The organism is Cellulomonas sp. P5_E12, assembly GCF_054049315.1.
The window spans coordinates 85,782-99,803 of sequence record NZ_JBFUMP010000012.1; the positions used below are offsets into that span (position 1 = coordinate 85,782).

Annotated in this window: 11 protein-coding genes; 5 read left to right on the plus strand and 6 right to left on the minus strand. The window is 72.4% G+C overall.

All coding sequences use genetic code 11. The features are described from left to right. Positions 1-2 precede the first annotated feature (2 nt). The 5 genes from rlmB to ACXJKA_RS11825 all read right to left on the minus strand — a co-directional run bounded on the left by rlmB (position 3) and on the right by ACXJKA_RS11825 (position 5,853). Positions 3-1,010, minus strand: a complete 1,008-nt coding sequence (rlmB, locus tag ACXJKA_RS11805; protein ID WP_456825393.1) for a 23S rRNA (guanosine(2251)-2'-O)-methyltransferase RlmB — start codon at positions 1,008-1,010, stop codon at positions 3-5. A gap of 48 nt (positions 1,011-1,058) precedes the next feature. Next, positions 1,059-2,504 carry a cysteine--tRNA ligase gene (gene cysS, locus ACXJKA_RS11810; RefSeq protein ID WP_456825394.1) on the minus strand — a complete coding sequence of 482 codons (1,446 nt, stop codon included), beginning with the start codon at positions 2,502-2,504 and terminating at the stop codon, positions 1,059-1,061. A gap of 273 nt (positions 2,505-2,777) precedes the next feature. Further along, positions 2,778-3,962 carry an alanine racemase gene (locus ACXJKA_RS11815; RefSeq protein ID WP_456825395.1) on the minus strand — a complete coding sequence of 395 codons (1,185 nt, stop codon included), beginning with the start codon at positions 3,960-3,962 and terminating at the stop codon, positions 2,778-2,780. Continuing rightward, positions 3,959-5,209, minus strand: coding sequence for an MFS transporter (locus ACXJKA_RS11820; protein WP_456825396.1), 1,251 nt, complete (start codon positions 5,207-5,209; stop codon positions 3,959-3,961). The genes ACXJKA_RS11815 and ACXJKA_RS11820 overlap by 4 nt, the downstream gene beginning before the upstream one ends. Further along, positions 5,206-5,853 carry a TetR/AcrR family transcriptional regulator gene (locus tag ACXJKA_RS11825; RefSeq protein WP_456825397.1) on the minus strand — a complete coding sequence of 216 codons (648 nt, stop codon included), beginning with the start codon at positions 5,851-5,853 and terminating at the stop codon, positions 5,206-5,208. The genes ACXJKA_RS11820 and ACXJKA_RS11825 overlap by 4 nt, the downstream gene beginning before the upstream one ends. A 161-nt stretch (positions 5,854-6,014) precedes the next feature. Here ACXJKA_RS11825 and ACXJKA_RS11830 point away from each other — a divergent pair, with 161 nt between their 5' ends. Further along, positions 6,015-7,367: a D-arabinono-1,4-lactone oxidase gene (locus ACXJKA_RS11830; protein ID WP_456825398.1), complete on the plus strand. Its 1,353-nt coding sequence runs from the start codon at positions 6,015-6,017 to the stop codon at positions 7,365-7,367. 124 nt (positions 7,368-7,491) lie between these two features. On the opposite strand, the gene ACXJKA_RS11835 is transcribed toward ACXJKA_RS11830, so the two are convergent. Further along, positions 7,492-8,514 (minus strand): LacI family DNA-binding transcriptional regulator, encoded by a 1,023-nt coding sequence (locus ACXJKA_RS11835; protein ID WP_456825399.1) that lies wholly within the window; start codon positions 8,512-8,514, stop codon positions 7,492-7,494. A gap of 313 nt (positions 8,515-8,827) precedes the next feature. Here ACXJKA_RS11835 and ACXJKA_RS11840 point away from each other — a divergent pair, with 313 nt between their 5' ends. The 4 genes from ACXJKA_RS11840 (at position 8,828) to ACXJKA_RS11855 (ending at position 13,975) form a co-directional block, all read left to right on the plus strand. Continuing rightward, positions 8,828-10,144, plus strand: a complete 1,317-nt coding sequence (locus tag ACXJKA_RS11840; protein WP_456825400.1) for an ABC transporter substrate-binding protein — start codon at positions 8,828-8,830, stop codon at positions 10,142-10,144. Positions 10,145-10,240: 96 nt separating this feature from the next. Continuing rightward, positions 10,241-11,158 (plus strand): carbohydrate ABC transporter permease, encoded by a 918-nt coding sequence (locus ACXJKA_RS11845; protein WP_456825401.1) that lies wholly within the window; start codon positions 10,241-10,243, stop codon positions 11,156-11,158. 10 nt (positions 11,159-11,168) lie between these two features. Beyond that, the gene (locus tag ACXJKA_RS11850) at positions 11,169-12,068 is read left to right on the plus strand and encodes a carbohydrate ABC transporter permease (RefSeq protein WP_456825402.1); all 900 of its coding nucleotides are present in this window, start codon (positions 11,169-11,171) and stop codon (positions 12,066-12,068) included. Next, the gene (locus ACXJKA_RS11855) at positions 12,065-13,975 is read left to right on the plus strand and encodes a glycoside hydrolase family 127 protein (protein WP_456825403.1); all 1,911 of its coding nucleotides are present in this window, start codon (positions 12,065-12,067) and stop codon (positions 13,973-13,975) included. Before ACXJKA_RS11850 ends, ACXJKA_RS11855 begins: the two co-directional genes overlap by 4 nt. Positions 13,976-14,022 lie beyond the last annotated feature (47 nt).

Below are 14,022 nucleotides of genomic sequence, written 5' to 3' on the forward strand. Positions count from 1 at the left end.
CGTCAGACCGCGCGCTGGCGGGCCACCTCGAACAGGGCGATGCCCGCGGCCACGCCGGCGTTCAGCGACTCGACGGCCGACGCGATCGGGATGGACGCGATGGCGTCGCACTGCTCGCGGACCAGGCGCGACAGGCCCTTGCCCTCCGAGCCGACGACGAGCACGAGCGGGTCGGTCGCGTACGGCAGGTCGGTGATGGTGACGTCGCCGCCCCCGTCCAGGCCGACCACGAACACGCCGGCCGCCTTGAGCCCCTGCAGGGTCCGGACCAGGTTGGTCACGCGGGCCACGGGCACGCGGGCGGCGGCCCCGGCCGACACCTTCCACGCGGACGCCGTCACGCCCGCCGCGCGGCGCTCGGGAACGAGCACGCCGTGCGCGGCGAACGCGCCGGCCGACCGGAGGACCGCGCCGAGGTTGCGGGGGTCGGTGACGCCGTCGAGCGCGACGATCAGCGCGGGCCGGTCGGACTCCGCCGCCGCGTCGAGCAGGTCCTCGTCGTCCGCGTACGCGTACGGGGGCACCTGGATGGCGACGCCCTGGTGCACCGAGCCGTCGGTCAGCCGGTCGAGCTCGGCGCGGCTGACCTCGAGCAGCGGGTAGTTCGAGTTCCCGGCCGCGCTGATGATCTCGCGCGTGCGGTCGTCGGCCTCGAGCCGCGAGGCGATGTACACCGTGGAGACCGGGATCCCCGCGCGCAGCGCCTCGACGACCGAGTTCCGGCCGGAGACGATCTCGTGCGTCGAGCTCTTGCGACCGCCCTTGGACCCGGCGGCGCTGCGGCTCGCCGACGCCTGCTGCCGACCCGACGTGCCCCGGGTCCCGGCGACGGCGCGGCGCTCCGCGGCGATCTTCGCCTTGTGCGCGGGGTGGTACTCGCGGTCCTCGGCCTTGGGCGTCGGGCCCCGGCCCTCGAGGGACCGGCGGTTCTTGCCGCCCGTGCCCGCGCTGGCGGTCTTCTTCGAGCTGCCCTTGCGGACCGCCCCGCGACGCTCTGAGTTTCCGGCCATGTTCAGTTCTCCTGTCTGTGGTCGAGCTGGAGCCACCCGCGAGGGCGCTCAGCTCTCCTCTGCTGTGTCGGTACGCGCGGCCAACGACCAGCGCGCTCCGGAAGGTGAGTCCTCGACGACGACGCCGGCCGCGGCGAGGCGGTCCCGGATCGCGTCGGACGTGGCGAAGTCGCGCGCGGCGCGGGCCTGCGCGCGCGCCTCCAGCTCGGCGGYCACGACGGCCTCGAGAGCCCTGGCGTACCGGGCATCGCCGCCGTGCGCCCGCCACTGCGGACCGCCCGGATCGAGGCCGAGGACGTCGAGCATGGCCCGCAGCACCACCATCGCGTCGCGAGCCTCGGCGAGGTCGCCGCGGGCCAGCGCGGAGTTGCCCGTGCGGAGGTGCTCGTGCACGACCGCGAGCGCGGCCGGGACATTGAGGTCGTCGTCCATCGCGAGGACGAACTCGGGCGGCAGCTCGACGGCCCCCACCTCGGCGTCGTCGGCGACCCCGACCTTCTCCGCGGCGCGCTCGACGAAGCCGGCGAGCCGGTCCCAGGTGGCCTCGGCCTCGCGCAGGGTGTCGTCGGTCCACTCGAGCATCGAGCTGTACTGCACGGCTGTCATGGCGTAGCGCAGGACGGACGCGCGCTCCTTGGCCAGCACCGCCGTGACCAGCAGGCCGTTGCCGAGCGACTTGCTCATCTTGGCGCCGCCCTGCGTGACCCAGCCGTTGTGCAGCCAGTACTGCGCGAACCCGTAGCCTGCGGCGCGCGACTGGGCCTGCTCGTTCTCGTGGTGCGGGAAGCGCAGGTCGAGGCCGCCGCCGTGGATGTCGAAGGTGTCGCCCAGGTAGCGCTGGGCCATCGCGGAGCACTCGAGGTGCCAGCCGGGCCGGCCGCGACCGAACGGGGTCTCCCACGCCGCCGTCCTGGGCTCCCCGGGCTTGGCCGCCTTCCAGAGCGCGAAGTCGCGGGGGTCCCGCTTGGCGTCGTCGTCGACCGTGCCGTCCGGCGCGGGGACCATGTCGTCGACCCGCTGGTTGGTCAGGGCGCCGTACTCCGGGTAGCTGCGGACGTCGAACCACACGTCGCCGGGGCCGGTCGTGTACGCGTGGCCGGTCTCGACCAGCCGGTTCATCAGCTCGACCATCGCCGGGACGTGGCCGGTGGCCCGCGGCTCGTGGCTGGGTGGCAGCACGCCGAGCGCGTCGTACGCGGAGGTGAACGCGCGCTCGTTCGTCGTCGCCCAGCCCCACCACGGCTCGCCGGCGTCGGCAGCCTTGGCCAGGATCTTGTCGTCGATGTCCGTCACGTTGCGCACCAGCGTCACGCGGTGTCCCGTGCGGCGCAGCCAGCGGACGAGCACGTCGAACGCGATGGCCGAGCGGAGGTGCCCGATGTGCGGGGGCGCCTGCACGGTGGCGCCGCACAGGTAGATGCCGACCTCTCCGGGCACGAGCGGGACGAAGTCACGCACCGTCCGGGTCGCGGTGTCGAAGAGGCGCAGGGTCACGCAGCAAGGTTACCGGCGCGCCGCCCTCCCGCCTTTCACACCGCCGAGCCCCCGACCCCCACGCGTCGGGACGCGACCAATCGACCCGCGCAACGTCCGCGCCCTCGCCCCACCTGCGCGGACGTCCCGGGATCGATACCGGACGTCCGCATGATCACGCGCCGGGGCAACCGAATGTGCGGACGCTGCGGGGGCTGAAGCCAGGACGTCCGCGGGATCGCGCGTCGGGGCGACCGAATGTGCGGACGCTGCGGGACCGGCAGCGGTCCGGGGTCAGCCGAAGGTGCGGTGCTCGCCGCGGTACGTGGGGACCGTGCTCTCGACGGTGGTGCCGCGCACCAGGTGGACCTGCTCGAAGCGCTCCATGACCTCGCCGGACTTGGCGTGCCGGAACCAGACCCGGTCGCCGACGCGCAGGTCGGCGTCGCCCGAGAGCCGCATCGGCGTCTGCACCTCGCCGGCACCCTCGCGGCTGGTCAGCGCCAGCCCGGCGGGCCAGACGGGGCGCGGCTGGCGGGACTTCTTCGCGGGCCCGGAGGCGATGTACCCGCCGCCGAACGCGGTGGCGAACCCGGGACCGGGAATCCGGACGACGTCGAGCCCGAAGAACGCGGCGGGCCGGGGGGTGAACGCGCGGTAGGCGTCGAAGAGCGTGGGCACGAACAGGCCCGAGCCGGCCGTGACCTCCGTGACGACGGGATCGGCGGCGCTGGACTCCACGGAGCCGGAGCCGCCCGAGTTCACCAGTGTCAGGGGGTGGCCGGCGGCGGCCTCGACGGCGGCGACGACCGCGGCGCGGCGGGTGGCCAGGTCCGAGATCGACAGGCGCTTCACGGCGCGGACGGCGGGCGACGAGTCGGGCAGGCCGGCCACCTGGGCCTCGTAGAACATGACGCCGACGACGTCGACGCCGGACCGCGCGGCGATGAAGGCGGCGAGCGCCCCGGCGTCGGACGCGGAGTGCACGGGCGAGCGGCGCACCCCCAGGTGCGCGGCGATCGGCCCGAACCGGACCTTGAGAGAGGCGTCGACGTCGATGCACAGGCGCAGCGTGGCGCCGTGGGCCTGCGCGGCGCGGGCGGCGAGCTCGACCTGCGCGACGTCGTCGACCATCAGCGTGACGGCCGCGGCGGCGACGGGGTCGGCCGCGAGGGCGTCGAGGGCACCGGTGTCGACGGTCGGGTAGCCCAGCAGGATGTCGTCGACACCCTGTCCGACCAGCCAGAGCGCCTCGCGCAGCGAGTACCCCATGACACCGGCGAACCCGGGCTGCGCGAGCACCCGGTCGAGCACGTGCCGCACGCGGACGGACTTGCTGGCCACGCGGATCGGGGTCCCGGCGGCGCGCCGCACGAGGTCGGCGGCATTGGCGTCGAGGGCGTCGAGGTCCACGACGGCGAGCGGCGCGGAAAGGCCGTGCGTCGCCTCGTCGAGGCGATCGCCGAGGGTCGGGCTCATGCATCAGCTCCAGCGGTCAGGGAAGCCTCGTGGTGCCTCACGACGCCGAAGCGGCCGGCGAAGACCGCCACGGCGATCGCGAGGACGGCCGGGACCGCGAAGCCCCAGCGGAGGTTGGACTGGCTGCCGATCACGCCGACGAACACGCCGCCGAGGACCGCACCCACGTAGTTGAAGCCGTTGAGGCGGGCGACGACCGCGTCCGCGTGCCCGGGCGCCAGCTCCCCGGCGGCCGAGAAGCACAGCGGCGCGATCAGGCCGAGGCCCGCGCCCGCGACGGCGAAGCCGAGCACGGCCTGCTCGGGCGCCTGGCTGGTGATGACGAGGAGCAGCCCGGCGGCACCGACCAGCGACGCGACGCGCACCACGGCCGCCCGGCCCCAGCGGCGGACGCACGGGTCGCCGGCGAGGCGCGAGACGAGGGTCATGGCGAGGTAGGCGGCGTACCCGAGCTTGGTGATGGTCCCGGCCGTGTCCAGCACCTCGTGCATGAAGATCGGGCTCCACGTCGAGATCGCCTGGTCGTTGACGTAGTACGCCACGACGCCGAGGCCGAGGAGCAGCAGCGGCGCCCACGGGATGACGGGCTTGACGGGGTCGATGCGCGGCTCGGCGGGCGTGGCGACCTCGTCGGCAGTGGCGAACCTCTCGCGCCACGAACCGCGCCAGACGACGACCGAGGTCAGGGCGGCGACGACGGTGCCGAGCAGCAGCGTGAGCGCGACGGGCTCCGTGGGGACGCGCCCGGTCGAGACGGCGATCAGGACCGTGCCGACGATGCCGCCGACCGACCACGAGGCGTAGAAGCTGGTGAGCAGCGACTTGCCGTAGACGCCCTGGACGGCCACCGCCTGCATGTTGGTGCCCGCGTCGACCATGCCGAGGCCTATGCCGTACACCGCGAAGCCGCAGCACAGCAGGGCGAACGCGGGCGCGACTGCCACGACGACGACGGCGGAGGCGACCACCAGCAGCCCGGTGCCGAGGACCGCACGGCTGCCCCCGGGGGTGCGCGCGATCCGGTCGGCGACGAGCGTGCCCACGCCGGCCATGACGCAGACGCCGAGGATGACCGCCGAGATGGCGAGGTCGTCGATGCCGTAACGGTCCTTGAACGAGTCGAGGCTCGTGAGGATCATCGCGAAGACGAAGCCCTGGGCGGCGAACCCGAGAGAGCCGGCGACGCGGGCGCGCCGGGCCACGGCCGAGACGGGCGCCGCCGGCGCCGGGGTCGTGGTCCCGCTCACGCGGACGTCGTCGGTGCGGGCTCGAGCTCGTCGTCCGGCGCGAGCGCGGCCGGGACGGCCATGGTGGCGAGGAACTTGCCGAAGCCCTGCAGACCCGTGCGGGCGGTCTCGGAGTCGCCGTCCACCAGCCAGGCGAGCGAGAAGCCGTCGATGACCGCGACGACCGACCGGGCGAGCGTGCCGCGCGGCACCGACCACCCGACGTGGGCAGACCTCTCGACCAGGTCCAGCACCTGCTCGGCCGCGGCCCACTGGCCGCGGTACTGCTCGATGGCGACCTGGTTCAGCTCGGGGTGCCGCAGCGAGGAGGTGGTGAGCTCGTAGGACAGCAGCTGGGGACCGCGCGACTCCTTGATACCGGCCCAGAGCGCGTCGATGACGCTCTCGATGACGCCCTCGGTGTCTGCCGCGTCCTGGGGGATCTCGCCCAGGCTCCGCTCGAGGTTGGCCGAGGTGATGGCGTGGGCCATCGCGCGCAGCAGCTCGTCCTTGTCCTGGAAGCAGTAGTGCACGACCCCCAGCGACACGCCCGCCTCCGCGGCGACGGCGCGCACGGTGGCAGCGTCGATGCCGTCGCGGCTCGCGACGGCGAGCGCAGCCTCGATCAGCTGCTCGCGCCTCTCGGCCACAGGCAAGCGGTTCATGAAGGGTCCCCTCCCTCGTGCGACGGCCCCACCGGTACGGCACACACCTGGTGAGAGAGGCCGACGCGTCCCCCTAGAGCACAGTTCAATATCGATAGTCACGATAGTCAAGGACTTGGCGCACTTGACTTGGACAGATGACCAGTAAGACCCTCTGTTGTATGGGATCACTGCCGGCAGCCGGCGCCTGGCAGAACTGGGCACGCACCGCGAGCGCGACGCCGCAGCGCGTGCTGCACCCCCGCGACCTGGACGAACTGGTCGCAACTGTACGAAAAGGGGCGGCCGACGGGTTGTGCGTCCGCGCAGTGGGCGGCGGGMACAGTTTCACCCCGGTGGCGGTCACCGACGGGGTGCACCTGCGGCTCGACGCGCTGGACGCGTTCGAGCGTGTCGCGCCCCAGACCGACGGCACGACGCACGTCACGGTCGGTGCTGGGATCAAGCTCCACGCCCTCAACGCGGGGCTGGCCGAGCGCGGCCTGGCCATGCGCAACCTCGGCGACATCGACAAGCAGTCGATCGCCGGCGCGATCTCGACCGGCACGCACGGCACCGGTGCTCGGCTCGGCGGGCTGGCCACGCAGGTGGTCGGCGCGCGCCTGGTGACCGCGACAGGCGACGTCGTGGAGACCTCCCCCACGCAGCAGCCGGAGCTGTTCGAGCTCGCGCGGCTGGGCCTCGGCAGCGTCGGTGTGCTCGCCGCGGTGACGCTCGAGGTGGTGCCGGCCTACCGCCTGGAGGCCCGCGAGGAGCCGTGGCCCCTGGATGCCGTGCTCGAGCAGCTCGACGGCCCGGACGGGCTCGTCGAGGGCAACGACCACTTCGAGTTCTACTGGTTCCCGCACACGCGCCGGGCGCTGACCAAGCGGAACAACCGGGTGGGCGACGACGTCGTGCGGCCCCTGCACCCGGTCCGCGGGTGGGTCGACGACGAGCTGCTGTCCAACGCGGTCTTCTCGTTCACCAACGGTGTCGCCACCCTGATGCCCTCGACCACCGCCTCGATCAACGGGCTTGCCGCCCGGGCGCTGAGCTCGCGCCGCTACACGGCACCCTCCGCCGAGGTCTTCGTCTCGCCGCGCCGGGTGAAGTTCCGCGAGATGGAGTACGCCGTCCCGCGCGACCGGCTGCGCGAGGTGCTGCACGAGGTCGACACCTGGATCGAGTCGACGGGCGAGCGCGTGCCGTTCCCCGTCGAGGTCCGGTTCGCGGCTGCCGACGACCTCTGGCTGTCGACGGCGCACGGCCGGGACACCGCCTACGTCGCCGTGCACCAGTACGTCCGGCTGCCGTACGCGCGGTACTTCGCCGCCGTCGAGCGGATCGTCGCGCAGGTGGCCGGGCGACCGCACTGGGGCAAGATGCACTGGCTCGAGGCCGAGCAGCTCGGAGCGCTCTACCCGCGCTTCGCCGACGCCCAGCGCGTCCGGGCACAGGCCGACCCCGAGGGCGTCTTCAGCAACCCGTACCTCGACCGGCTGCTGGGCCCCGGGGAACGCCGCGCGGCGTAGCTTCGCGCGGGTGTTCAACCAGCGGCGTAGCTTCGCGCGGGTGTTCAACCAGCGGCGTAGCTTCGCGCGGGGTGCTCAACCAGCGGCGTAGCTTCGCGCGGGTGTTCAACCAGCGGCGTCGCTCCTAGCGCCGCGCGACCGTCGACCCGCGGATCACCAGCCGCCCCGCCACGTACTCCGTGCCGGACCCGATGTCGACGCCGTCCAGGGCGGCGAACACCCGCTGCGCGGCCGTTCGTCCGAGCTGCTGCAGGTTGGCGTCGATGCTGGTCAGCTCCGGGCGGGCGTTGGTGGTCAGCACCTCCCAGTTGTCGAACCCCATGACCGCCAGGTCGCCCGGGACGGAGCGGTTCAGGTCGCGCGCCGTGTCCAGCGCGCCGCGGGCGATCTGGTCGGAGCCGCAGAGCACGGCGTCGACGTCCGGGTGCCGGGCGAGCAGCATCGCGGCGGCGTCTCGACCCCACCGCTCGGACCACTCGCTGTACATGACGTCCCCGACCAGCTCGAGGCCCGCCGCCTTGAGGCCGGCGGCGACCCCGTCCGCGCGGTCACGGGCCGCCGCGTAGGCGTGCTCACCGGTGATGTGCGCGATGCGGGTGCGACCGCAGGCGACCAGGTGCTCGACGGCGATCCGGCCGGCCGTGACGTTGTCGGGCGTGATGGACAGGTCCGAGGCGTCGTCGGACGGCGCGTAGGCGTAGACGACCGGCACGGGGATGTCGTGCCCGAGCGACGGGCGCGGGTCGGTCTGCCGACCCACGACGATCAGGCCGTCGACGCGTCGGCTCAGCAGGGCCCTGAGGTGGTACTGCTCGCGGATCGTGTCGCCGCGCGCGTCGCAGAGGAACACGTTGACCTGCCCCGCCCCGAACGCGTCCTCGGCGCCCATGAGGATGGGGATGACGAACCGGCCCTCGAGGTCGCTGGTGAGCAGGCCGACGGTGCCGGTCCGGCCGGCGAGCAGGCCGCGGGCGAGCGGGTTGGGGCTGAACGAGAGGCGGTCCGCGGCCTCGATCACGCGCTGCCGGGTGGTGTCCTTGACCTGGTCGCGCCCGTTGAGGGCCTTGGACGCCGTGGCCACGGAGACGCCGGCGAGGCGCGCGACGTCGGTGAGCGTCACAGCGCGAGCGGGCTCGGTGCGTGCCACGGGCGTCCCTCCCTGCGTGCGACTCGGGCGTGCGGCGACGTCGGCGTCGCGGTTCGTGATCGAACTGTAACCGCCCGCACCCGTTGACGCGCCACCCGTCACCGAACTATCTTCAGAAAACCTTTTCGGTGAGTTTCGGAACGACCGGCGCGCCGCCGCGCCCGCACAGATGCGCACGTCCAGGCTCTGTGCGGCCGACGAGAACGCGTCCGCTCAGCGCTACCACTGCTCGCCAACCGATAAGGGTTTCGCCCCATGAACCCCGGGGTGCCGACGACGGCACCCGCTCGACGAAGAGCACGAGGAGAACCCCATGAGGATCACCCGCACCCGGTCGGCAGGCACCCGCCTGGCCGCCGGGGTCGTGACGGCCGGCCTGCTGGTCGGCCTCGCGGCATGCAGCAGCGCGAACGACGACAGCAGCACGGACGGCAGCACGGCCGACGTCACGGCCGGCACCGACGGCACCGACGACGGCACCAAGCTCACCCTGTGGACCCGCGCGCCGCTGGAGAAGCAGGCCAAGCTGCTCGTCGCGGCGTACAACGACTCGCACAAGAACCAGGTCGAGCTGACCGTCGTCCCCAACGACGACTACGTCGCCAAGGTCGGCGCCGCGGCCGGTTCCGACGGGCTGCCCGACCTGTTCGCGGCGGACATCGTCTACGTCCCGAACTGGGTGAAGCAGGGACTGTTCCAGGACCTCACCGCGCAGATCGACGCGCTGCCGTACAAGGACGCCATCAACAAGGGCCACCTCGCGGCCGGCACCGCGGACGGCAAGGAGCACGTGCTGCCGTTCGTGCTCGACCTGTCGATGCTGTTCTGGAACAAGGACCTCTACAAGGAGGCCGGGCTCGACCCCGAGACGCCCCCGGCCAACATGACCGAGTACGTGGCCAACGCCAAGGCGATCCAGGCGCTGAACAAGCCGGACACCTACGGCACCGCGACCGGCCTCAACTGCGGCGGCTGCCTGGTGTTCACCTGGTTCCCCTCGGTCTGGGCCGACGGCGAGCAGGTGATGAACGAGGACGGCACCGAGTCGCTGCTCAACAGCGACACGGCCAAGGAGATCTACGGCGACTGGAAGGACATGTGGGACTCGGGCGCCGTGCTCCCGTCGTCCAAGGACGAGGCCGGCCCCACGTGGACCGCGGGCTTCACCGAGGGCAAGGTCGGCCAGATGTTCTACCCCGCGACGCTGCTCTCCTCCACCACGGGCTTCGACGTCGGCGTGGCCGGCATTCCCGGGCCCAAGGGCGGCGCCTCGACGTTCGTCGGCGGTGACGGCATCGGCGTCTCGAAGGACTCCAAGAACGCCGCGCAGGCCTGGAACTTCCTGTCGTGGATGATGTCCGAGGACGCCCAGGTGGGCGTGCTGGCCAAGGACAACGACGTCGTGTCGCGCAGCGACCTGGCGGACAACCAGTACTCCTCCCAGGACCCGCGCCTCATCACGATCAACGAGGTGGCCGGCAAGGGCGACACCCCCGTCGCGCTCAACTTCCAGCAGGCGTTCAACGCGCCGAGCAGCCCCTGGCTGACGCTGGTGCGCAACGCGGTGCTGGGCGACGGCAGCTCGGTCGACGCGGACAACGACGAGATCACCGCGGTCCTCGGTCAGTAGTCCGCTCGACCCGCTCGGTCGGTGGGTGTCGGAGGGCACGACGACACCCACCGGCCGGGCCGGCACGCCCCCGGCTCCACACGAGAGGCCTTCCCCATGACCGTCCAGACGGCCACCCCACCCCGGGCGGCGACCCCGCCCACCCGGCGCCGCAGGAACGGCGCCCGCCTGCGCGGCTGGGCCTACGCGTCGCCCACCGCGCTGTTCGTCCTCGTCCTGTTCGTGGTCCCGCTCGGTCTCGTCTTCCGGATGAGCGCCTCGAAGTGGCCGCTGCTGGCGGGCGACCAGGGGATCAACTTCCCCGACAACTACACCAACGCCGTGCAGAACCGGTTCTTCGTCGACTCGGTGCTGTTCACCCTGAAGTACACGGTCCTGGCGACCATCCTGCTCATCGCGCTGGGCCTGGGGCTCGCGCTGCTGGTGCAGGAGTCCACGCGCTGGAAGGGGTTCCTGCGCACGTCGTTCCTGGTGCCCAGCGCCCTGGGCCTCGCGTCGGCGTCGCTGCTCTTCTACGTCCTGTACTCGCCGCTGGCCGGCCCGCTGGCGCCCTTCATGGAGCGCATGGGCTGGAGCTTCCTCGGCACGCCCAACGCGGCGCTGGCGTCGACCCTCTTCCTCATCGTGTGGCGGTACGCCGGCTTCTACATGCTGCTCATGCTGGTGGGCCTGCAGGCGATCCCCAGCGACATCTACGAGGCCGCCCGGATGGACGGTGCCAACCGGTGGAACACCTTCAGCCGGATCACGATCCCGCTGCTCAAGCCCACCCTCGCGCTCACCACGATCCTGTGCGTCACCGGCTCGCTGCTGGCGTTCGAGCAGTTCTACATCCTCACCAAGGGCGGCCCCGACAACAGCACCATCACCGTGGTGCAGCTCATCTACTCGGTGGCGTTCCAGGGCCAGAACGACCTCGGCGTCGCCGCGGCGCTCTCGGTCATCGTGCTGGCCGCGCTCGTGGTCATCAACGTCGTCCAGCTGCGCGCCTTCCGCGGCTCGAACGAGAGCTGAGAGGCCGACGATGACCATCGCAGGAGTACGCAACCACCCCGATGCCGAGCTCCCGCTCGAGCCCGTCACGAGGACCGCACCGCCGACGACGATCGGTGGCCTGGCCCTGCGCACCCCCTTCTGGGTGTTCTCCGGCGCCATCGCGGTGATCTTCCTGTTCCCGCTGGTGTGGACCGCGATCTCGTCGGTCTCCCCGCACCCGGGGACCGGGCAGGTCGACGGCTGGGGCCTCGGCAACTACGTCACGCTCGCGCACTACCAGGCGGGCATCTGGCAGTACCTCGCCAACTCGGTGTTCGTCTCCGGGCTGTGCGTCGTGCTCACGCTCGCCATCTCGACGCTGGGCGGGTACGCGTTCGCGCGGTTCCGCTTCCCGGGCCGCAACGCGCTCTTCATGCTCACGCTGGCCATCCTCATGGTCCCGTACGCGACGCTGCTGATCCCGCTCTACGTGCTGCTCAACACGATCGGGCTGCAGAACTCGCTGGTCGGCGTCGCGCTCGTGCTCACCATGTTCCAGCTGCCGTTCTCGACGTTCATGATGCGGATCTCGTTCGAGTCGATCCCCCGTGAGCTGGACGAGGCCGCCATGGTCGACGGCTGCTCGTCGTTCTCGGCGCTGTGGCGGGTGCTGCTGCCGGCCGTCAAGCCGGGGCTGATCACCGTCGGCCTGTTCGCCTTCCTCGCGGCGTGGAACGACTTCTTTGCGCCCCTGATCCTCATCAACGACTCGAACAAGCTGACCCTCCCGCTCGCGGTGGCGAACCTGCGGGTCCAGGTGCAGGGCGTCGTCGACTACGGCGCCACCGAGGCCGGCGTGGTCGTCCTCGCCGTCCCCTGCATCGTCCTTTTCCTCCTGCTCCAACGACACTACGTGCGCGGCTTCATGTCGGGTGCGCTCAAGGGATGACCACCATGACGACCACACGAGCGACGCCGGTCGCCCCCTCGCGCGGCGCGCTGCGCCCCCTCGGCCTCCACGAGGTCCAGATCACGGGAGGCTTCTGGGCCGACCGGCAAGCCGTCAACGGCAACGCGAGCCTGGCCCACATCGAGCACTGGATGGAGCGCGAGGGCTGGATCGGCAACTTCGACGCCGCCGCGGACGGCACACTGTCCGGGCAGCCGGACAAGCACAGCGGCCGCGAGTTCTCCGACTCGGAGGTCTACAAGCTGCTCGAGGCCATGGCGTGGGAGATCGGCCGCGCCGGGGACGCCACGCTGGAGGCCCGCTTCCGCGCCCTGGTCGCCCGGATCGCCGCCGCGCAGGAGCCGGACGGCTACCTCAACACGAACTTCGGCCGGCCGGGCCAGCGCCCGCGGTACTCCGACCTGGAGTGGGGCCACGAGCTGTACTGCTACGGCCACCTGTTCCAGGCGGCGGTGGCCCGGGCACGCACGCGTCCCGACGCCGACGACGGCCTGCTCGCCGTGGCCCGGCGCGCCGCCGACCACGTGGTCGCCACGTTCGGTCCCGACGGCATCGCCTCGGTCTGCGGGCACCCGGAGATCGAGCCGGCGCTCGCCGAGCTGGGCCGCCTGACCGGCGAGCAGGCGTACGTCGACCAGGCCGCGCTGTTCGTCGAGCGCCGCGGCACCGGCACCCTGGCCGACATCGACCTGGGCCGCGACTACTTCCAGGACGACGTGCCGGTCCGGAAGGCGACCGTGCTGCGCGGGCACGCGGTGCGGGCCAACTACCTCGCGGCCGGCGCCGTCGACGTGGCCGTGGAGACCGACGACACCGAGCTGCTTGCCGCCCTGACCTCCCAGTGGGAGACCACGGTCGCGCGCCGCACCTACGTCACCGGCGGGCAGGGGTCGCACCACGAGGGCGAGTCCTTCGGCGACGACTACGAGCTTCCGCCGGACCGCGCCTACTCGGAGACCTGCGCGGGCATCGGCTCCGTGATGTTCTCCTGGCGCCTGCTGCTCGCTCAGGGCCTGCCGCGGTATGCCGACCTGGTCGAGCGCACGCTCTACAACGTCGTCGCCACGTCGCCCTCGGCCGAGGGGACCGCGTTCTACTACACGAACACGCTGCACCAGCGCGTGCCGGGCACGGTCCCGCCGACGGACGTCGCGAGCCCCCGGGCCTCGTCGTCGTTGCGAGCACCGTGGTTCGCCGTGTCGTGCTGCCCGCCCAACGTCGCCCGCACCCTGGCCAGCCTGGCCGCCTACGTCGCGACCACGGACGACGACGGGCTGCAGCTGCACCAGTACGCCCCGGCGCGCATCCGCACCTCGCTGCCCGACGGCCGCCGCATCGAGCTGGACGTCGCGACGGAATACCCGCGCGACGGCGTCGTCCGGGTGACGGTGGCGACCACCGAGGACCGCCCGTGGACGCTGAGCCTGCGGGTGCCCGCCTGGGCGCAGGGCGCCACCCTGGTGACCCCCGACGGGGAGCAGCCCGCTGCGACCGGGACGGTGCACGTTCGCCGGGCGTTCGCGGCGGGCGACGTGGTCGAGCTGCGGCTGCCGGTGGCGCCGCGCGTGTCGAGCGCCGACCCGCGCATCGACGCGGTCCGCGGCTGCGTCGTCGTGGAGCGCGGACCCGAGGTCCTCTGCGTCGAGTCCGTCGACGCCGGCCGGGACGTCGGTGACCTGCGGCTCGACCTGGACGCCGGGCTGCACGAGGTCGACGGGCAGGTGCTGGCGACGCTGGTCTCCGGCAGCGTCGCCGACGACGCCTGGCCGTACGGTCCGGCGGCCGAGCGACCGGTCGAGGGCACCGCCTCGGTGCCCCTGATCCCGTACCACGACTGGGCACAGAGAGGTCCGTCGACGATGCGGGTGTGGATCCCTAAGGGGTGAACGCACCGACCGGAGGCGGCCGTGCTCTGGTCTTGCGCCCGGCGACA